Origin of the sequence: Burkholderia sp. Ac-20379 (genome assembly GCF_017104645.1) — a bacterium.
Taxonomy (GTDB): Bacteria; Pseudomonadota; Gammaproteobacteria; order Burkholderiales; family Burkholderiaceae; genus Burkholderia.
Map to the genome: position 1 here is coordinate 1 of NZ_JAAGPF010000071.1, position 20,142 is coordinate 20,142.

A 20,142-nucleotide genomic window follows, 5' to 3' on the forward strand; every position below is an offset into this window, starting at 1 on the left:
TCGCCCGTCGTGCTGCCCGCCGCGCTTTCGCCCGCACCCGCGCCCAGCGCCAGCGCCGGGCGTTCGAACAAGGCCGGGGCGCCGGACGGCGTCAGATGCGCGGCATGGCCGCCCGCCGTGGTTTCCGGCGAGGCGCCCGCGTGCCGCGCCAGCGCGCGCTGCACTGCGTGGAACACGTATTGGTGGATCGAGCGCGAATCGCGGAACCGCACCTCGATCTTCGACGGATGGACGTTCACGTCGACCGCTTCCGGCGGCAGATCGAGGAACAGCACGTAGGACGGGTAACGATCGCCGTGCAGCACGTCTTCGTAGGCGGCGCGCACCGCGTGCGTGAGCAGCTTGTCGCGCACGAAGCGGCCGTTGACGAAGAAATACTGCTGATCGGCGCGCCCGCGGCTCGCCGTGGGCAGGCCCGCGCAGCCGTAGACGGCGAGCGGCCCGGCGCGTTCGTCGAGCGGCAGATGCGCGGTGGCGAAGCCGTCGCCGAGGATCTTCGAGACGCGCACCGGCGGTTCGCTCGCGTTCCAGTGCTCGACGGCCTTGCCGTTGTGCAGCACCGAAATCGCCACGTCGGGCCGCGCCAGCGCCGCGCGGCGGATCATTTCGAGGCAATGGCCGAACTCGGTCTGCTCGCTCTTGAGGAACTTTCGGCGCGCCGGCGTGTTGAAGTAGAGCTCGCGCACTTCGATCGTCGTGCCGCGCGTGCCGGCCGCGGGCGACAGCGCGCCGGTGTCGGCGTCGATGCGCGTGGCGTGCTGGGCCTGCTCGGTGCGGCTCGTGATCGACACGTCGGCCACCGATGCGATCGAGGCCAGCGCCTCGCCGCGAAAGCCGAGCGTGGCGACCGATTCGAGCTCGTCGAGCGAGCGGATCTTGCTGGTCGCGTGGCGCATCAGCGCGAGCGGCAGTTCGTTTTCGGGGATGCCGCAGCCGTCGTCGGTGATCGAGATGCGCTTGACGCCGCCTTCCTCGAGCACGATGCGCAGGCTCGAGGCCCCCGCGTCGAGTGCGTTTTCGAGCAGTTCCTTGACGACGGATGCGGGACGCTCGACCACCTCGCCGGCCGCGATCTGACTGATCAACTGGTCGGGCAGCGGCTGGATCGCGCGCAGCGGGCGCGGGCTGGACGCGGGCACGGCCGGGGAGGCGGTGGCTGCGTCGTCGGCGGCGGAATCGGTGAATTCGGACATGGCGGAATTATAACGACGCGGCGCCCGGCTCACCGAGGGCGCATCCGGCCCCGTTCGAGCTCGGCCGGCGGCGATTTTTTCACGGGCCCTTAAGCTTCTTTCGGTATCATTCCCGCGGGTCGCGCCTGGCCTCCAGGCGCTGTCGCTCCTGCACTATCTCGATTTGGAAGGAAACGCATTTGGATACGCTGCTCCATTTTTTCGGTCTTGTCCTGCACATCGATGCGTTCCTGGGCCAGTTCATCCGGCAATACGGCGCCTGGGTGTATCTCGTGCTGTTCCTGATCGTGTTCTGCGAGACCGGGCTGGTGATCCTGCCCTTCCTGCCGGGCGATTCGCTGCTGTTCATCGCCGGCGCGTTCGCCGCATCGGGCGAGATGAGCGTCGCGGCGCTGATCGTGCTGCTGCTGGCGGCCGCCACGCTCGGCAACACCGTCAACTACCTGATCGGCCGCACGATCGGCCCGAAGGTGTTCGACACGCGGGTTCCCGTGCTCGAGCGCTTCCTCGACCGCGCCGCGCTGCAGAAAACCCACGATTTCTACGAGCGCCACGGCGGCAAGACGCTGGTCGCCGCGCGCTTCATCCCGGTGGTGCGGACGTTCGCGCCGTTCGTGGCGGGCGTGTCGCAGATGGGCTTCGCGCGCTTCCAGTTCTTCAACATCGCCGGCGCGCTGCTGTGGGTGCTGCTGCTGACGCTGCTCGGCTATTTCTTCGGCAACATTCCGTTCATCCGCCAGTACCTGAACGTGATCGTGCTGGTCGGGATCGGCGCGGCCGCCGTGCCGGTGGTGATCGGCGGGCTGTGGAAGCTGCTGCGCAGCCGCTCGAATGCGCCGCGCGGCGGCGAGCGCGGACGCGGCTGACGGCGGCCGTCGCGCTGCGCCGCAGCGCCGCTACAAGCAAAACGCCCGCTCTGGCCGAGCGGGCGTTGTTTTTTGGCTTGCCGGGCGGCGTCAGACGGCCGTGCGCTGGATCGTCGGCGTTTCGGGCGTCGGATAGCCGGCGTCGCGCAGCGTCTCGAGGATCGCGTGCTGGGCGTCGCAATAGACCTGCCAGTACGTGCCCGGCGGCGTGCAGGGACGCACGAACAGCACCGGGCCTTCCGGCGTGAATTGCAAGATGCCGAGATCGGGCGCGGGCGTTGTCATCACGTTGGGGATCCGCAGGATCGCCGCGCGCAGCTTCTCGATCGCTTCCTTCGCATCGACGCCGTTCGCGATTCGCGCGGTCAGATCCACGCGGCGGTGCGTCGTCGCACTGTAGTTCGAGATCGTGTCCGAGAAGATCTTGTTGTTGCCGACGATCGTGACGACGTTGTCGCCCGTCAGCATCGTCGTGCTGAACAGCCCGAGCTCCTTGACGGTGCCGCTGACGCCCGCCGCCGAGATCGAATCGCCCACCTTGAACGGGCGCAGCACCTGCAGGAACACGCCCGCCGCGAAGTGCGCGAGCAGCCCGCCCCAGGCCGTGCCGACCGCCAGGCCGATGCCGGCCAGCAGCGCGGCGAACGAGGTCGTCTGAACCCCGAACACCTGCAGGATCGCGAGGATCAGGACGATCGTCAGCAGCACGCTGACCACCGAGGACATGTAATAGGCGAGGGTCGTGTCGACCTTGCCGCTGCGCTGCACGAGCCGGCCGAGCAGGCGCGTGGCGAGCCGGATCAGCCAGCGGCCGACGATCCACAGCGCGATCGCCGCGATCACCTTGAGGCCGAAATCCATGCCGCGCGTCATCAGGAATTGTTGCGCGTTCGCGAGATCCACCATGCGTTCTCCTAAACGATGAAATCGGGGCGCGACGTGCGCCCGGCTGCGCAGTTATACCTGCGCGAGCCTTCAGGAGCAACCGGCCGCGGCCCGCGCGGCCATCGGCGGATCAGCGATGCACGCCGTTGTGCGGCATGCGCGGCGTGAATGGCACCTGCTCGACGGTGCCGCCGTGCGCGACGATCGCCGTGCTTTCGGGGATCGCTTCCCAGGCATGCGGCAGATCGACGAGCGGCTCCGAGAGCACCAGGAACGCGTCGTCGCCCACCGCCGCGATGCGCGGATCGTCGGGGTAGAGCTCGTGCAGATGGCGGAACGACGTGCTGTGGAACAGCGTGCGCGACTGGCGCTCGCTCGAATAGCGCACCGCGACGATGCGTTCGCCGTCGGTGGCGCACACCGTCATGTTGATCGGGTGCTCGACGCGATGCTTTGCAGCCGCCTCCTCGATCGCGCCGACCATCCGCTCCAGCGCCGGCAGCGGCGTGTGCTCGAGGCCGAACGTCAGCGCGAGGTGGAACATCACTTCGGAATCGGTCGAGCCTTCGACCGAGTGGAACAGCGCCGGATCGATGCGCATCATCAGGTCGTGACGCAGCTTGTGATAGCGGCGGATCAGCCCGTTATGCACGAACAGCCAGCGGCCGTGCCGGAACGGGTGGCAGTTGGTTTCCTGGATCGGCGTATCGGTGGCCGCGCGAATGTGCGCGACGAAGTGCGGCGAGTGGATCGCGCGCGCCGCTTCGCGCAAGTTGCGGTCGTTCCAGGCCGGGTGGACCGAGCGGTAGCGGAACGGGATTTCGTCGGGGCCGCCGTACCAGCCGATGCCGAAGCCGTCGCCATTGGTGGTGGTCGCGCCGAGACGCGAGTGCAGGCTCTGGTCGATCAGGGAGTGGCGGGCCCGGAACAGGACGGTTTCGAGCTGGATGGGGTTGCCGGTATAGGCGAGCCAGCGGCACATGGGGGAGCCTCCTGCAGCGAATGGGCGGGCGCGCGGGAACGTCACGCCGATGCCGGACGGGATGCTGGCGAGGATAGCGGAAAACGCGGGGGCGAGGCGGGAAGGGCGTCCGTGCCGCCCGGGGCGGATGCATGCAGGTCGTGCAGCACGGACGAACGCGCCGCGAAGGCGGCGCGGGTGTGGCGCGATGCTTACTTCGGCGCGCGGCCGTAGGTGTCCTCGAAGCGGACGATGTCGTCCTCGCCGAGGTACGAGCCCGATTGCACTTCGATCAGTTCGAGCGGAATCTTGCCCGGGTTGCTGAGGCGGTGCGTGGCGCCGAGCGGAATGTAGGTCGACTGGTTTTCGGTCAACATGATTTCCTTGTCGCCGTTGGTGACCAGCGCGGTGCCCTTCACGACGATCCAGTGTTCGGCGCGGTGGTGGTGCATCTGGAGGCTGAGCTTTTCGCCCGGCTTCACGACGATGCGCTTGACCTGGAAGCGATCGCCCTGATCGATGCCTTCGTAGTCGCCCCACGGGCGGACGACGCGGCGGTGCGTGACCGATTCGTGGCGGCCCGAGGCGTTGAGCCATTCGACGATCTTCTTGACGTCCTGGGCCTTGTCGCGGTGCGTGACCAGCACGGCGTCGGCCGTTTCGACGATCACGAGATCCTCGACGCCGATCGCGGCCACCATGCGGTGCTCGGCGCGGATGTACGAGTTCGTCACGCCGTCGAGGTAGGTATCGCCGAGCGCCGTGTTGCCTTGTTCGTTTTTCTCCGCGATATCGGCCAGCGCGCTCCACGAGCCGATGTCGTCCCAGCCGAGATCGACCGTTTCCACCACGGCCGCGCGTGCGGTCTTTTCCATCACGGCGTAGTCGATCGACTCGCTCGGGCTCGCATCGAATGCTTCCTGGCCCAGACGGACGAAATCCGCATCGCGGCTGGCCGTGGCGATCGACAGCTCGGTCTGGCTGGCGATCTCGGGCGCGAGTTCGCGCAGTTCGTCGAGATAGGTGGAGGCCTTCAGCAGGAACATGCCGCTGTTCCAGTAGTAGCCGCCTTCGTCGAGAAGGCGCTGCGCCTTTTCCGCATCGGGCTTCTCGATGAACGCGTCGACGCGATACACGGCCGCGCCCGCGTCGATCGCCGCGCCGCGGCGGATGTAGCCGTAGCCCGTGTTCGGGCCTTTCGGCGCGATGCCGAACGTGACGAGCTGGCCTTCCGCCGCGACCTTCGACGCGTTCAGGACCGCCTCGACGAACGCATCCTCGTTCTGGATCACGTGATCGGACGGCAGCACCAGCAACAGCGCATCGGGCTGGGCCTGAATGGCCAGGTGCGCGGCGGCGGCGATGGCCGGCGCGGTGTTGCGGGGCGACGGCTCGAGCACGATCGACGACGGCGTGATGCCGATCTGGCGGAACTGCTCGGCAACCAGGAAGCGCTGTTCGGCGTTGCTGACGACGATCGGCGCGGCGACATCGGGGATGTTGCGCAGGCGATGGGCGGTCTGCTGCACGAGCGTGTGGTCGCCGGTCAGCTTCAGATATTGTTTCGGATAGCCCCCTCGCGACATGGGCCACAGGCGTGTGCCTTTACCACCGCACAAAATGATCGGAATAATATTCATCGGGCTGTCTTTTTAACGAGAAGTTTCGGGAAAATCCGGTCAATGAAGCATCAAAGCGTATCGAGTCTTGCTGGCCGCCCGCCGGCATGCCGGTAGCGCCAGAGTGCGTGCGCCGCGACATTGCGAAGCCAGCGCGATATCTTGCGAGCCTGCCGCCAGCGATCTCCGCGCAGCGGGGCCAGCGATCGTGCCGCCGCCGGGGCGAGCTGATGCACGACGGCCTCGGGCGTGGTGTACATGTTCAACCGCCAATCCCAGTAGACCGGGTAGCGCAGCAGCGCGCCCGCCGTCAGCATGTCGAGCGTGAGCGGGCGGGTTCGGCGCGGCTGCGGCAGGGCGTCGACGGTCAGGCCCCATCCGGCGTAGAACGGCAGGCCGTAGGTGTGCACGGTTTTGCCGCGCAACAGCGCATCGAATCCTGCCAGCGACGACAGCGTGTGGACCGAATCGCAGGCCTCGATCAGCGAGACGATGTCGGCGTCGGCGTCCACCGCATCGGCCAGCGCTTCGGCTGCGATCAGGCCCTGGCGATTGCCCGACAACACGTCGGGATGCGGTTTGTAGACGATGAAGGCCGCCGGGTCGCGCTCGCGCACGGCCTGCAGCAGTTCGTCGGCCGTTCGGATCGCGGCGGTGCCGAGCCGGATCGACGCATCGTCGGCGACCTGCCCGATCACCAGCGCGACGTGCCGGCCGGCCGGCTGTCGCCAGGCGGGGCGGCGTCTGCCCAGATTGTACTTGGTGATGCCGTGCGCCACGAGCAGGCCGCGCAGCGCGCGGGCGCGGGCCAGTTCGGGGTCGCCGAATTCGGTGCCGTTCAGGATCGTCAGGAGATCGTTGGGGCGCGTCGCATCGAAATAGATCCCGCTTCGATCCAGAACCTGGCTGCGCGGCGCGATCATGTCCGAGCCGAGGCCGGTCGAATGAATGAAGCCGTCCTCGATCCACAGTGGTTCGGCATGCGAAGGAAGTGCGTCGAGATTGCGGCCGCCCCAAAGCGCGGCGGTTTCGCCGCGCGCGATGCGCTTGGGCTCGTCCTCCCACCGCAGTTGGCCGTCGCCGGCCAGCAGGTAGGGGGTGGCGAACGGCCGTTTCCAGTATTGGAAGCGCAGGCCGGCCACGCGTTGCAGCGTGCCGAAGCGCGAGCGCACCGCCGCCTGCAATTCGAGGTGGCTCAACACCTGGTCGAGACTGCCTTGCCGAAAGGTTGCGGGATCGAGATAGACGGCCAGTTCCAGATAGAGGCATTCGAACAGCCGCGCCAGGGTGGGCCTGGCCTTGCGCTCGGGCAACGGCGCGTGATCCTGCGTCAAGCCCCAGCCGGCATAGTTCGGCATGCCGAATACCTCGACGGGCTTGCCGGCCATCAGCGCATGCATGCCCTCCGAGGCCGCCACCGTGTAGACGCGTTCGACGTCCGGCAGCATCGCGCAAATGGCGCCGGGCACGTCGATGCGCCGAAGACGCCCGGCCGAACCGGCCGGGCGGCCGTGCGAGAGCCAGGCGCCGCGTCCGGCGTCGCTCGAGGGGGCGACCCAGATCTCGGCGCCCGGGTGCCGGGCTAGCGCGGTGTCGATCAGCTTCGCGAATGCCTGCTCGCGTTGCCGTCGATCGCCGCGGCTGCCGCGTGCACGCTCGTCGATCACCAGCACCCGCGGCGCGGCGCTGCCGTGCCATTCGGGGGGAAGCGGCGGGAACGCATGCGGGCCCGCCACCGCGCGTGCCGAGACGGCGCGGTGCATGAGCGGCGTGAGCGGCGTGGACGAGGCCGCCGGCTGTTCGAGCAGCGTGCCGAGCACCCGGCTCCAGGTGTCTCGCGTATCGTTGGCGACGACATCGCGAAACGCCGAAAGCGGCAGGCCGCGCCGCATCGACCAGACCGGGCCACATGGCGCCGCCGCGCGCGCGTTCGCGCGAAGCGCGCTGCCGTGACCGGCCGGCGGCGCGGCAAGGAGGCGGCTGCCGGGGTTCATGACCGGCTCAACCTGTCGAGGAGCGAATCGATGCAATCGAAATGCGTATCCCAGGACGGCGGGACGAAGCGCGCGATACGGGCGCATTGCGCCGCGCGTTCGGGCGAATCCGGCTTGACATAGTGTTCGATGGCGCGCCGCCAGCCGGGGCCGTCGAGCGGATCGAGATAGTCCGGAATATCGCCGGCGATTTCCTCGAACGCACCGAGCCTGCTCGCGAGCACCGGCACGTTCAGTTCCAGGGCCTCGACGAGCGGGATGCCGTAGCCTTCGGCGAAGGAGGGAAACAGCAGCGCGCGCGCATGCGTCAGCCACGCCTGCACTTCTTCGTCGGAGCAATTCGATTTTTCGATGACGAACCCGCGAATCGCCTCGCAGCGTTCGAGCATGTCGACGACGTTCTCGCATTCCCAGCCGCGGCGGCCGATGATCACGAGCTTCGGCGCGCTCGCGCCGAGCTCCTCCACCATGCGCCGCCACACGTGCAGCAGCATCCAGTGGTTCTTGCGGGGCTCGATCGTGCCGAGCATCACGAAGTACGGCTGCGCGAGCGGTGCGTCGACCGAGCGCTGCCGTTGCTGCATGCCCGAGGCGAGCAGGGCGACGACCGTCGGCGGCAGCGCAAGACCGGCAATTTTTGCCTCTTGCGCGAGCGCGTCGTAGGTGGCCTGGGAATTCGCGATCAATCCATCGGCGTGGGCGAGCGCCGTGCGAACGCGCTGGCGGTGCGTGGCATCGACGCCGGGCCGGCAATATTCGGCGTGCGTGAGCGGAATGAGGTCGTGAATCATGAAGGCCGAGCGGGCCTTGAGCGCCGCGGCGTTCCGATAATAGCGGCCGAATTCCATGCCGGTATGGCTGGTGTTGAGCAGGATGCCCGGCGCCTGCGCGGAGCGGCGCCAGCCCAGCATCACGGCCTTGGCGACCATCAGACGAATGTCGTGCCGCGACGCGGCGCCCTGCGCCGTGAGCCAGCGAAAAACGCGTTGGGAATCCTGCTCGCCGAGGCGCACCATGTGGCCGCGCTCGCTCAACACGGCTCGCGCTCGCGAGCCATACTTCTCGATATAGGCGATGCCGACGCGATCGACCCCGGTCGGCAAGGTGCCGTCATAAAACCGATTCAGTAGCCGGGTTACATCGAGAAGTAATAATGACACGGTAGCGAGCGAATCTGTCCGTTGCGGCGGTGTTTGACCACCTCTTTGCTTCGCAACATTTATTTTGTTGCAGAATGGTTATCTTAACTTACGGCATGCGACAATACACGACAATTTATTTTCTAAGTCGGTTTAAATGTTGCGTCAGACATTTCGATTGGGTTGCATGGCAGTTGCGTTGAGCGGTGTCCTCGCAGGGTGTTCGTCCATTCCCACTTCGGGTCCGAGCGCGTCGCAGATCGGCAAGGCCGCCGCACAGGTCGGCAGCGATGGGATTCAGGTCGTTGATGTCACCAACGATATCGCGCGTCAGCTCTACGCGGAGCGGGAGTCGGGTACGTTCTCGACGCTGCTGGGCAGCCAGGCTGCATTCAACCAGCGCCTCGGTATTGGCGATACGGTGCAAATTTCCATCTGGGAAGCCCCGCCCGCCACGTTGTTCGGCGCCTCGGGCGGCCGCGACGACGCGAAGGGCGCCGGCAGCGGCGCCGCGCCGGTCACGGTGCTGCCGGAACAGATGATCAACGGCGATGGCGCCATCAACGTGCCGTTCGTCGGGCAGGTGAAGGCCGTGGGCCTGTCGCCGCTGCAATTGCAGAATGCAATTGTCGGGCGTTTGAAAAATATCGCGCACGATCCGCAGGTTCTCGTAAGGCTGTCGAATAACGCCACCTCGTATGTCACGGTGGTCGGCGATGTCGCGAACAGCAGCCGTTTGCCGCTGACGGCGCACGGCGAGCGCGTGCTCGACATCCTGGCGGAATCCGGGGGCGTCAAGCAGCCGGTCGACAAAATGACGATCCAGGTTACGCGCGGCGATCGCGTTGTGTCGATGCCGCTGCAGGCGGTGATCCGCGATCCGCGGCAAAACGTGCCGCTGCATGCGGGCGATGTCGTGACGGCGCTGTTCCAGCCCTACAGCTTCATGGCGATGGGCGCGACGGGCAAGAACGACGAGATCGGTTTCGAGGCGCAAGGCATCACGCTGGCGCAGGCGATCGCACGTTCGGGCGGGCTGCAGGATTCCCGTTCGGATGCTCAGGGCGTGTTCATTTTCCGCCTCGAGGATGCGAAGGCGCTGCCGTGGCTCAACAAGCCGGTCAAGACCACGGCCGATGGCAAGGTGCCGGTCGTCTATCGCGTGAACCTTCGGGATCCGAACGCCTTTTTCGTTGCACAGAATTTCATGATGGACAACAAGGACATTCTGTACGTATCGAACGCGCCGGTCGCGGAACTGCAGAAGTTCGTGAATGTGGTGTTCTCGGTCGCTTATCCGGTTCTTACCGGGTATCAGGTCACTCGTTGAGTTTTGTGTATCTTCCGGCAAGCTTTTCGTCGGTCATTCTGTGAATCGGTGGCTCATGCCAGGCATTTTCGATTCGCGTTCGACGAGAAACTTGCCGGAGTTTTTTTGTTAAGAATTACGGGCTGATCATTTAATGATTTTTAAAGCCTGAGATTTTTGTCTGATTAATTTGAGATTATCGATGACTACGACAGCAATTATCACGGGCATTACTGGTCAAGATGGCGCTTATCTCGCGCAGTTGCTGCTCGAGAAAGGCTATACGGTTTACGGCACGTATCGGCGTACCAGTTCGGTTAATTTCTGGCGTATCGAGGATATCGGTATCGCCGATCATCCGAATCTGAAGCTGGTGGAATGCGACCTGACCGACATGAGCGCCAACTTGCGCTTGCTGCAAACGGCGAATCCCAGCGAAGTCTATAACCTCGCGGCTCAGAGCTTCGTGGGCGTCTCGTTCGACCAGCCCGTCACCACGGCCGAAATCACCGGCGTCGGCGCGCTGAACCTGCTGGAGGCGATTCGCATCGTCAATCCGGAAATTCGTTTCTACCAGGCCAGCACGTCGGAAATGTTCGGCAAGGTGCAGGCCATTCCGCAAACGGAAACCACGCCGTTCTATCCGCGCAGCCCGTATGGCGTTGCCAAGCTCTACGCGCACTGGATTACGGTTAATTATCGCGAGAGCTACAACATGTTCGCGTGCAGCGGGATCCTGTTCAATCACGAATCGCCGCTGCGCGGTCAGGAGTTCGTGACGCGCAAGATCACCAATACGATGGCGCGCATCAAGCTCGGTCAACAGGACGCACTCGAACTCGGCAATCTCGATGCGAAGCGCGATTGGGGTTATGCGAAGGAATACGTCGAAGGCATGTGGCGCATGATGCAGGCCAAAGTGCCGGACACCTATGTGCTGGCCACGAATCGCACGGAAACGGTTCGCGATTTCGCGACGATGGCGGCCAAGGCAGCCGGCTTCGATCTGGCCTGGGAAGGCAGCGAGGAAAACGAGGTCGGTATCGATCGCGCCAGCAACAAGGTGCTCGTCAAGATCAACCCGCGCTTCTACCGTCCGGCGGAAGTCGAGCTGCTGATCGGCGATCCCAAGAAGGCGCATGACGAGCTGGGCTGGAAGCCGGAAACGACGCTCGAACAGCTCTGCCAGATGATGGTCGAGGCCGACATCCGCCGCAACGAGGCCGGCGCGTCGTTCTGATCGCATCGCCATGCGCGCGTGACGCTGCATGGCCGGCCGGCGGCGGAGGCGATTCCGTCCCGGCCGATCGAAGGAAATCATTGCGTGAAATTGATTCTTTCCGTGGATGCGATCGCGCATCCGTTGACCGGCATCGGGCGTTATACCTGGGAACTCGCGCGCCATTATCAGACTCTCGCGCCGGGCCAGGCGCCGCGGTTGTTGCATGGCGAGCGCTGGATCGACGATCCCGCCGCGCTGTTGCGGCCCCAAGAGGCCGGCACGCCGCCGAAAAGCGTTCTGCAGACGCTGCTGGGCAAGCGTCGCGCGCGGCGCTTGCAGCGCTGGCGGTTGCGTCGCGAATTGCGGTCGGGTTTCTTTCACGGTCCTAACTATTTCCTGCCTGAAATCGCAGAGCGTGGCGTCGCGACGGTCCATGATCTGTCGGTATTCAAGTTTCCGGAAACGCATCCCGTCGAGCGCATTCGGCATTTCGAAACGGCGTTCGGCGCAACGCTTGCGCGCGCAAGGCACCTGATCACCGATTCCGAGGCGACGCGCGCCGAGGTGGCCGAATTTTTCGGATGGCCGCTCGATCGGATCACGGCGATTCCGCTCGGCGTGGCGCCCGAGTACCGCCCGCGCGATGCGGCCGAGTTGGCCGCGCCGCTTGCCGAGCTCGGGCTTGCCGCGGGTGGCTACGCGTTATGTGTCTCGACCCTTGAACCGCGCAAGCGCGTCGACCGCTTGATCGCCGCCTACGGGCGGTTGCCCGAGGCGGTGCTGCGCCGCTGGCCGTTGGTATTGGCGGGAAGCCGCGGCTGGCTCGACGAGGTGTTGCTCGCACAGATTTCACGCGCGGAAAATGAAGGCTGGCTGCGCTATCTGGGCTATGTGCCGGAAGCCTCGCTGCCGATGTTGTATGCCGGTGCACACGCGTTCCTGTTTCCTTCGGTCTACGAAGGCTTCGGTCTGCCGGTATTGGAAGCACTCGCGAGCGGTGTGCCGACGCTGACCTCGAACAGCACGTCGTTGCCCGAGGTGGCCGGTGGCGCCGCGTTGCTCGTGAGTCCCGATCATGAGGACGAACTTCTCGCGGGCATCGAACGGATCTTGTCGGACGATGCCTGGCGCACTGCGGCCAAGGCGCAGGGGCGCGAAGTGGCGGCTCGCCGCGATTGGGCGAGCTGTGCCGTGCATACGCTGGCGCTGTGCCAGCGCCTGGAAGCTGAGCGTTAGCTTGAACGGCGCCGGCAGGGCATGGCGGCACACGCAGTGGCATCAACGCATTCCCGATTGCTTAGACAGCCAATTCACGTTAGATCTTTCTTAGTCATTCAGAATGAATCAGCACACTAATTTTTCCGATCCGTCGCAGTCCGGGGTGACCGTTGACATGCTGTTGGCCCTCGACGGACGGCGTTTCATCGAACAGGCGTATCACACGCTGCTGGGGCGACCGGCGGATCCGGAAGGGTTCCGGCATTATTCCGTGATGCTCACCCGCTCGGCGGGCAAACTGCGCGTGCTGTCCGATCTGCGCCAGTCGGAAGAAGGGCGGCGTTATGCTGCGGCGGTGTACGGGCTCGACGAGAGCATCGAGCGTCACCGCCGTCAGATGCGTTCGCCGCTGCGCCGCATGCTGAACGCGCTTGAACCGCGTCCGGCTGCCCAGCCGGCCGTGCCGCACACGCCGGCGGAGGTCGTGGTGCCGGCAGCGGCCGACGCGCCCCAGCCGGCGGCGCCGGCGCAACCCCAGATCGCGCCGCCGATCGTGGTGCCATCGAGCAAAATCGGGCCGGCGCGCGTGTCCAAGCGCGATGGGCGCACGTTCTGGTTCGATTTGACCAACTCGCTGGAGTGGCGCAATGGTGTGGTCGGCATCGTGCGCGCCGAACTCGAGATCGCGTACGGCCTGCGGAAGATCGATCCGTCGGTGCGCTTCTCGATGTTCAAGGGCAACGGCTTCGTCGAGGTTCCTGTCGAGCAGCTCACGTGGCTGTTCGAGGCCGACAACGTCGCCGACGCCTACATGACCACCTTCGATCGCTATCGTGCTTCCGACGCTGCCGCCAAGCCGTCGACGCCACACCAGATCGAGCTCGACCTGCCGGCGCAGTCGACCCTGTATCATCCCTACGGGCCCGGCGACGTGGTGGTCAGCGTCGGCTGGATGGGCACCCAGAAGGAATCCTATTTCGAACGTATCAAGGCGGCTTTCCCGGAGTTCTTTGTCGTCTACCTCGTGTACGACATCATCCTGTTGCGCCCCGAAACGCGCCATCTCTACTCGGACGATGGCCAGAGAATGTTCGAAGCCTACGTGAAGTGGATTTCCGCGAACGCCGACTTCATGCTGTTCGGCGGCGAAACCGCCAAGCACGACACCAACGCGCTGCAGGCGCAGATGAAATGGCCGTCGCCGCCGGGGCAGGCTGTCAAGTTCGGCTCGGACATCGTCAAGCTCGTCGATTCGGGCGATGACGAAAAGATCCTGCGCGAGATCGGCATCACCGGCAAGTTCATCATCACAGTGGGCTCGCTCGAGCCGCGCAAGAACCACGACGTGCTCTATCGCGCCTACCTGATCGCGCAGACCGAGCAACTCGAGGATATGCCGCAGCTGGTGATGTGCGGGCGCGCGATGGGCCAGATCGCCGATCTGGTCGATTCGATCGACCGCGATCCGCGTCTGAAAGGCAAGGTCATTCGCCTGTCGCCCACCGACAAGCAGCTCGCCGTGCTCTACAAGCATTGCCGTTTCACGGTGCTGCCGACGCTTTACGAAGGTTGGAGCCTGACGCTGCCGGAGAGTCTGAGCCAGCACAAGTTCTGCCTCTCGGCCGACACCCCGCCGCTGCGCGAGATCGGTGGCGACCTGGTGGATTACGTCGCACCGTGGGACGCGCGCAGCTGGGCCGAGAAGATCCATCACTATGCGCACGACGACGCGGCGCTGCGCGGCTTCGAGAAGCGCATCGTGCGCGACTGGGCCGTCACCACCTGGCTCGACACGGCCGGGTCGATCCACAAGCACGTGAACCGTTTCGTCGACGAGCAGAAGACGCCGGTGCGCAAGCCGCCCGAAATCTGGATGGATCTGTCGCTGACCTTCCTGCTCTGGCGTGGCGGTGTGAACGGCATCATCCGCGCGGAGCTGACGTTCGCGCGTTACCTGCATCAACTGGCGCCGAAGACGCATTACTTCGCGAAGGATCAGGACGGCTACATGTTCGAGATCCCGCACGACATGCTGCTCTGGCTCTTCCCCGACGAGGATCTGAGCACGGCCTATCAGAGCTTCCACGATTTCTGGAATCACCACGAGAGCGCGGGCAGCGGCTTCCGCAGCCCGTTCCGTGCGACGGGGGGCGGCCATCCCGATCACCCGGCGCTGCTCAAGGGGTTCCCGAACAACTCGATCGTGTTCTTCGCCGGCATCGAGCAGGAACACATCCTGATGAACGCCGCGGTGCAGGCGAGCCGTGAGCACGAAGCGGTGATCGCGAGCCAGCTCGTCTACGATTTCACGCCGGTGCTGGTGCCGCATCTGCATAACCGGGAAACCTGCGAGAGTTATCAGCGCTTCTTCGAGTTCACCTCGCAGAACTTCGACCATATCGTGTATGGCGGCCGGACCGCGATGCGCGACGGCCGGCAGATCCAGCAGGAGAACGGCTGGAAAACGCCGCGCAGCGATTTCATGGAATTCGGGTCGGACATCCGGATCGTCGGGAAGCCGGACGCTGACAGCGATCGAGCCGTGCTGGAACGGCTCGGCGTGGGCCCCGATTTCATCATGACGGTGGGGACGATCCAGCCGCGCAAGAACCACGACACGTTGTACAAGGCTTATGTCACGCTGTTCGAGCGTGGCATGACGGAATTGCCGAAGATGGTGTTCATCGGCAAGGAAGGCTGGAAATCCACCGATTTCCTCACCATCCTGCGCGCCGACGCCCGCATGAAAGACCGGATCATCCTGCTGAGCCCGACGGACGAGGAACTGGACGTGCTGTACCGTCACTGCCGCTTCACGTTGTTGCCTTCGTTCTACGAAGGCTGGAGCCTGACGCTGCCGGAGAGCCTCAGCTACGGCAAGTTCTGCCTGACGGCGGATAACGATCCGCTGCGCGAGGTCGGCCGCGATCTGGTCGAATACGTCGATCCGAACGACACGTTCGCGTGGGCCGAGCGCATTGGTCATTACCTGACCCATCCGCGCGATCTGCATCGTTACGAGCAACGGATTCGCGAGGAATGGCATCCGCGCAACTGGAAGCAGGCCACGCAGATGCTGCTCGATTCGCTGTATGCCGCACATGCCGAGAAGCTGCGCGCGAACCTGGCGGCGAAGGCCGCGGCGGGTGCGAAAGCGGGCGGACTTTAATCTCGAAGGGAAACTATATGGCTTCGATTCTGATTACTGGTATATCGGGCTTCATCGGCCGCTACCTGGCCAAGCACCTGCAGTCGCAGGGTCACGACGTGATCGGCACGACGATGCAAGGAATGGACGGGCAGCGTGTCTGCGACCTGCGCGATCGCGATCAGCTCGACGCCGTGCTCAGGGACACCGATCCGGATGTCGTGATCCACTTGGCGGCGCTGTCGTCGGTGACCGAGGGCAAGACCCTGCAGTACTACGAAACGAACCTGATCGGCACCGAGAACCTGTTGCAAGGGCTCGATGCGATCGGGCGGCGTCGGCGGCTGATCTTCGTCAGCACCGCGGGTGTCTACGGCAATCAGCCGACCGGCGTGCTGTCCGAGGATCTCACGCCGCTGCCGGTCAGCCACTACGGCATCAGCAAATACGCCGCCGAACGGCTGGTGTTCAATTTCAGCGATCGCCACGACATCACGGTCACGCGGCCGTTCAACGTGATCGGCGTCGGGCAGAACGGCAACTTCGTGGTGCCGAAGCTGGTGCGCCATTTCGCCGAGCGCGCCGCCTCGATCCGCCTTGGGCGGCTCGATCCGGTGCGCGACTATATCGACGTGCATTCGACCTGCGATATCTTCGCGCGCCTGATCGGCGAGCCGAAGGCAATCGGTGCGACCGTCAACATCTGCTCGGGCCGTGGCACCTCGGTGCGCGAGTTGCTCGATATCCTGGTCCGCGTGAGCGGCCACGAGATGGAAGTGATCTCGGCGCCCGAGTTTATCCGCGCCAACGAGGTGTTCAGTCTCCTCGGCGACACCACCCGGCTCGATGCGCTGCTGCCGCAGCGGCATGCGCTGATGCCGGTGGAGGAGGTGATTCGCGGCATGTTGAAGGAAGGCGAAGCGCGCGTCGCGGCTGGCGCGGGCCGCGCATGAGGTGAAGCAGGGCGCGGGCGGGGGCGTCCGAGCGGCGCCGCGGTCCCGCATTTCAGCCGCGTTTCAGCCTTGCCGTGCGAGGGCGCGCTGCAACAGCGCGGTGAACCGTGCCGTTGCGTCGTCCCAGGTCGTGAGCGGCAGGCCGCGGCTGTCGGGCGCCGTATCCGCACGCAGCTCGGCGGCCCAGCGTTCGATCGCATCGGCCAGCTGCGTTGCGTTGCCGCTCGCGAAGTAGCGTGCATGGTCGCCCGCCACCTCGCGGAACACGGGGATGTCGCGGGCCAGGATGGGCAAGCCGTGCAACGCGGCTTCCACCAGCGGCAGGCCGAACCCTTCGGCCTGCGAGGCCATGATCAGACCGTCGGTGGCATCGTAGCAGCGCGATAGCGCCGCATCGTCGAGCGAGGGCAGCCAGGTCAGCCGCTTGCCCGCTTCCGGATGGTTGCGCAGCCGATCGGCCAGCGCATCGATGCGCCAGCCGGGCCGGCCGGCGATGGTCAGTGCGATCGGCGCGCCGCGCCGCCAGAGCAGATCCATCGCGTCGAGCACTGCCGCGTGTCCCTTGCGTGGCTCGACGGTACCCACCATCAGCAGCGTCAACACGTCGTCGCGATTCGCCGCCTTCGGTGCGCGCGGCGCGGGTGTCGTGAAATCGGAACCGAGGCGGAAATCGCCGATCATCGGCAGCGCATCGGCTGCGAGTCCGAAGTGCCGGCCCAGCCAGCCGCGCGTTTCGCCCGCCACGGTGGCCGAGATGCAGAACAGCGCGTCGGCGTACAGCCCGAGGCACGTCAGCCAGCGCCGGAAATCGCGTGTGGCGCGCCGCGTGAACCAGTGGGGGTGAACGGCCGGCAGCAGGTCGTAGACGACGAACGCGACGGACACGCCGGCCGCCTTCATGGCGAGCAGATCGGCCTGACGGCGCGGCACGATCCGGCTCGAGAGATCGAGCCCGACGAACATGTCGCCGGCACGCATCGCGATCGGGCTTTCATGCCACGCGCCGGCATCGTGCGGCGGCGCGCTTTCACCGGCGAGCGTTTCCGCGTAGCCGTCGGCATAGCAGTATGGCCGCTTGCGGGTTGCCCGCACGAGGCGCACCGCGTACCCGGGCGGCGGGTTGCGCAGCAGGCCCTCGGCGAGCCGGCGCACCACGCGCTGGATACCGGTGCCGGCGTCATGCGCGGCAATGATGGAGACGTCGATCAACAACTGCCGCGCAGGCGGCGCTGCCTCGGTCGAGGCGCCGGACGCGGGTGCCGTCAGCCTGGCACGCGCGGAGCGCAGCAGCAGGCCGGGCAGGCGGGTCGCGAGGCGGCAGTGAATCCGGAGCGACAGCGGGACGGGCTTAAACGAGGTATCCGGCGGCATCGAAGCGAAGTGGGCTCATTGAGCCTGGCTGCTGTCCTGGTAGAACGTGTAGGCGTCCTCGACGTGCTCGAACGTGTGCAACCGGCCTTCAAGCAGCACGGCGGCGCGATCGCAGTGCTGGCGGATGTAGCTGGCGTCGTGGCTGACGATGATCAGCGAGCGATCCTTGCGCCGCTCGAACAGCTCGTAGTGACACTTCTCGTGGAAGCGCGCATCGCCCACCGCGATGATCTCGTCGATCAGGAAGCAGTCGAACTCGATCGCCATCGAGATGGCGAACGCAAGCCGTGCGCGCATCCCCGACGAGTAGCTCTTGACGGGCTCGCGCAGGTAATAGCCGAGTTCCGAGAACGACTGGACGAAGGGTTCCGCGACGGCGGCGTCCGCGCCGTACACGCGGCAAATGAAGCGCAGATTGTCCATCCCGGTCAGGCTGCCCTGAAAGGCGCCGCCGAAGGCGAGGGGCCAGGACACGCTCATGCTCCGGTGAACCGAGCCGGAGGACGGCAATTCCGCGCCGCTGATCATTCGAATCAGCGTCGATTTGCCGGCGCCATTGCGCCCGAGGATCCCGATTTTCTGGCCTTGCTCGACACGCAGGTTGATGTCGTCGAGCACGGTGCGGGATCCTTGCCGTGTGTGATACGTCTTGGATACGTTGAGTAGCTCGATCATGTCGGCTCCAGGCCCGGATGGTTGGCGGAGGCGTTGCCGCCGGGCCAACAGGCCCGAACGGCTTCCACGCGTGGGATCCGGCTGCCGGTCAGTCGTTGTGTTCGCGCACGCCGGCGAGCAGCAGGCTCAGCACACCCCAGAGGATCATGCCCAGTGCGAACACTTCGAGGATGGCCTTGAGCCGCTTCGGCTCGGTGGCGACGTCGGGCGTATTGGCCTGCACGAGACGCTCGAGGTAAAGCTGCTTGCGCTGAGCGTCGTCCTGGGCGGTTTCGAGCGCCGCCATGGCCGCGGAGAGCTGCTTGTCGGCGAATTGCGAGTCGAGTTGCAGGCGGGCGTAGGTCGCGGCCTTGTCCGACAGCGAGCCCTTGCCGCCCGCCACGTTGCCGGTCGTGTCCTTGATCTGCTGCTCGAGCGATGCGATGTTGGTTTGCAGCACCGTGATCTGCGGATTCTTGGGCGAGATCGTCTGCAATTGAATCAGTTCGGTGCGGGCGGACAACAGCTGCTTCTGCAGCATCGTCACCTGTTGCAACTGCAGCGCCGATTGCTTGTCCGGATCGAAGACGGTATTCGAGTTGCGGTACGACGCCATTTTCGCCGCGGCGTTTTTCGCGCGTGCCGCCGCGTCGCTGACCCGCAGCTTCGCGAAGCGCAGCGTGTCGTTCGTGGCGCGATCGTTCATGCGGTTGATGAGGCGTTCGCTGATATCGAGCAGCTTGGTGTTGATGCGTTCGGCGTCGGCGGCAGAGTAGGCGCGCACCTGCAGCGTCGCGATGCCCGAGGTGGCGTCCAGGTCGACCGTGACGATGTGATTGCCGTAGTAACGCCACAACGCTTCGAAGCTGTCGTCGAGCGAGCGATTGAAGTGGCTGATCCAGTCGCCGTGCTCCGAGTAAGCGTTGGCGATGTAGTCGTTCTGATTGAGCTCGCGCAGCGCGTCGCGCGATTCGATGTAATCGACGACCGGGTAGGTATCGTCTTGCGAATGCCCGAGCGAGGAGCCTTGCAGCAACGTGCCCACCAGGCTCGTTTGTTGCTGATGCGAGGCGGATCGTATGACAAATCGGGACTCCGATACATAAATATCGGACGCAAACAGGCCAAAGTACAGAACGGCGAGCGTCGTCGGCACGATGACCGTGGCGACGCAGATGCGATTGATTTTTTTGAGCCGATTCAGCAGGCCGGTCGGTTTCGAATCCGAGGGCGTCACGTTACCTGTTGTGTTTCCCAACTTCTTTCATCCAAAAAACGAATCGGTTTTCTGCGCGCCGAGTCACGATGACGGTGCGATGACGGTGTGACGGGACGATGAGGGATCGCCCATTTTGGCCGCGGCCGGCATTGGCGACTCAGCGGCCGGCAACAGCATGAGGCATTGAGCATGACAAGCACGACATGCCGGGCAATTTCGCCAAAAAATGCGCCTCGCTGTTCCTTGGAAGCCACGATTATATCGATTCGCTAAGAATGTGACCACCCGCGTTCCGGTCGGGATAGAATCGCGGATCCTGCGCCTTACGGAGCGCAGCGACGCAGGCTTTCGGACGTTGCATCGCGGATTTCCCGTCTTTCGAATTCCTGAA

The 20,142-nt window shown here is 65.1% G+C and carries 15 protein-coding genes; 6 read left to right on the top strand and 9 right to left on the bottom strand.

What is annotated here, in order from left to right:
* Window positions 1–1,193: DNA mismatch repair endonuclease MutL (mutL, locus tag G3N92_RS12235; protein ID WP_241014745.1), on the bottom strand; the 1,193-nt coding region annotated here is incomplete at its 3' end.
* Between the two features lie 179 nt (window positions 1,194–1,372).
* On the opposite strand from mutL, the gene G3N92_RS12240 reads away from it, so the two are divergent.
* The gene (locus G3N92_RS12240) at window positions 1,373–2,059 is read left to right on the top strand and encodes a DedA family protein (protein ID WP_206127735.1); all 687 of its coding nucleotides are present in this window, start codon (window positions 1,373–1,375) and stop codon (window positions 2,057–2,059) included.
* Window positions 2,060–2,149: 90 nt separating this feature from the next.
* Here the strand turns inward: G3N92_RS12240 and G3N92_RS12245 are convergent, their stop codons facing one another.
* The 5 genes from G3N92_RS12245 to G3N92_RS12265 form a co-directional block, all read right to left on the bottom strand.
* Entirely contained in the window at window positions 2,150–2,965 is an 816-nt protein-coding gene (locus G3N92_RS12245) for a mechanosensitive ion channel family protein (RefSeq protein ID WP_206127736.1), read from the bottom strand.
* 109 nt (window positions 2,966–3,074) lie between these two features.
* The gene (locus G3N92_RS12250) at window positions 3,075–3,926 is read right to left on the bottom strand and encodes a class II glutamine amidotransferase (protein ID WP_206127737.1); all 852 of its coding nucleotides are present in this window, start codon (window positions 3,924–3,926) and stop codon (window positions 3,075–3,077) included.
* 191 nt (window positions 3,927–4,117) lie between these two features.
* Window positions 4,118–5,545, bottom strand: coding sequence for a mannose-1-phosphate guanylyltransferase/mannose-6-phosphate isomerase (locus tag G3N92_RS12255; protein WP_206127738.1), 1,428 nt, complete (start codon window positions 5,543–5,545; stop codon window positions 4,118–4,120).
* Between the two features lie 50 nt (window positions 5,546–5,595).
* Window positions 5,596–7,518: a capsular biosynthesis protein gene (locus G3N92_RS12260; protein ID WP_241014746.1), complete on the bottom strand. Its 1,923-nt coding sequence runs from the start codon at window positions 7,516–7,518 to the stop codon at window positions 5,596–5,598.
* Window positions 7,515–8,678: a glycosyltransferase family 1 protein gene (locus tag G3N92_RS12265; protein WP_206127739.1), complete on the bottom strand. Its 1,164-nt coding sequence runs from the start codon at window positions 8,676–8,678 to the stop codon at window positions 7,515–7,517. The genes G3N92_RS12260 and G3N92_RS12265 overlap by 4 nt, the downstream gene beginning before the upstream one ends.
* 136 nt (window positions 8,679–8,814) lie before the next feature.
* Between G3N92_RS12265 and G3N92_RS12270 the strand changes: the two genes are divergently transcribed.
* The 5 genes from G3N92_RS12270 to G3N92_RS12290 all read left to right on the top strand — a co-directional run bounded on the left by G3N92_RS12270 (window position 8,815) and on the right by G3N92_RS12290 (window position 16,507).
* Window positions 8,815–9,987, top strand: a complete 1,173-nt coding sequence (locus G3N92_RS12270) for a polysaccharide biosynthesis/export family protein (RefSeq protein WP_206127740.1) — start codon at window positions 8,815–8,817, stop codon at window positions 9,985–9,987.
* Between the two features lie 181 nt (window positions 9,988–10,168).
* Window positions 10,169–11,206, top strand: a complete 1,038-nt coding sequence (gmd, locus tag G3N92_RS12275; RefSeq protein ID WP_206127741.1) for a GDP-mannose 4,6-dehydratase — start codon at window positions 10,169–10,171, stop codon at window positions 11,204–11,206.
* Between the two features lie 84 nt (window positions 11,207–11,290).
* On the top strand, window positions 11,291–12,424 hold the full coding sequence (locus G3N92_RS12280; RefSeq protein ID WP_206127742.1) for a glycosyltransferase family 1 protein: 1,134 nt from the start codon (window positions 11,291–11,293) through the stop codon (window positions 12,422–12,424).
* Window positions 12,425–12,581: 157 nt separating this feature from the next.
* Window positions 12,582–15,575 (top strand): glycosyltransferase, encoded by a 2,994-nt coding sequence (locus tag G3N92_RS12285; protein WP_206127743.1) that lies wholly within the window; start codon window positions 12,582–12,584, stop codon window positions 15,573–15,575.
* Between the two features lie 17 nt (window positions 15,576–15,592).
* Complete coding sequence (locus G3N92_RS12290) at window positions 15,593–16,507, top strand: NAD-dependent epimerase/dehydratase family protein (protein ID WP_206127744.1); 915 nt, start codon at window positions 15,593–15,595, stop codon at window positions 16,505–16,507.
* 63 nt (window positions 16,508–16,570) lie between these two features.
* Here the strand turns inward: G3N92_RS12290 and G3N92_RS12295 are convergent, their stop codons facing one another.
* The 3 genes from G3N92_RS12295 to G3N92_RS12305 all read right to left on the bottom strand — a co-directional run bounded on the left by G3N92_RS12295 (window position 16,571) and on the right by G3N92_RS12305 (window position 19,790).
* Window positions 16,571–17,716 carry a glycosyltransferase family 1 protein gene (locus G3N92_RS12295; protein ID WP_241014748.1) on the bottom strand — a complete coding sequence of 382 codons (1,146 nt, stop codon included), beginning with the start codon at window positions 17,714–17,716 and terminating at the stop codon, window positions 16,571–16,573.
* Window positions 17,717–17,893: 177 nt separating this feature from the next.
* Entirely contained in the window at window positions 17,894–18,553 is a 660-nt protein-coding gene (locus tag G3N92_RS12300; protein WP_206127746.1) for an ABC transporter ATP-binding protein, read from the bottom strand.
* Window positions 18,554–18,641: 88 nt separating this feature from the next.
* Window positions 18,642–19,790 carry a hypothetical protein gene (locus G3N92_RS12305; protein WP_206127747.1) on the bottom strand — a complete coding sequence of 383 codons (1,149 nt, stop codon included), beginning with the start codon at window positions 19,788–19,790 and terminating at the stop codon, window positions 18,642–18,644.
* Between the last annotated feature and the right edge of the window lie 352 nt (window positions 19,791–20,142).

Coding starts and splice junctions, on each gene's coding strand:
- G3N92_RS12245 (WP_206127736.1), bottom strand. CDS start 2,965: ATGGTGGATCTCGCGAACGCGCAACAATTCCTGATGACGCGCGGCATG.
- G3N92_RS12250 (WP_206127737.1), bottom strand. CDS start 3,926: ATGTGCCGCTGGCTCGCCTATACCGGCAACCCCATCCAGCTCGAAACC.
- G3N92_RS12255 (WP_206127738.1), bottom strand. CDS start 5,545: ATGAATATTATTCCGATCATTTTGTGCGGTGGTAAAGGCACACGCCTG.
- G3N92_RS12260 (WP_241014746.1), bottom strand. CDS start 7,518: ATGAACCCCGGCAGCCGCCTCCTTGCCGCGCCGCCGGCCGGTCACGGC.
- G3N92_RS12270 (WP_206127740.1), top strand. CDS start 8,815: ATGTTGCGTCAGACATTTCGATTGGGTTGCATGGCAGTTGCGTTGAGC.
- gmd (WP_206127741.1), top strand. CDS start 10,169: ATGACTACGACAGCAATTATCACGGGCATTACTGGTCAAGATGGCGCT.
- G3N92_RS12285 (WP_206127743.1), top strand. CDS start 12,582: ATGCTGTTGGCCCTCGACGGACGGCGTTTCATCGAACAGGCGTATCAC.
- G3N92_RS12290 (WP_206127744.1), top strand. CDS start 15,593: ATGGCTTCGATTCTGATTACTGGTATATCGGGCTTCATCGGCCGCTAC.
- G3N92_RS12300 (WP_206127746.1), bottom strand. CDS start 18,553: ATGATCGAGCTACTCAACGTATCCAAGACGTATCACACACGGCAAGGA.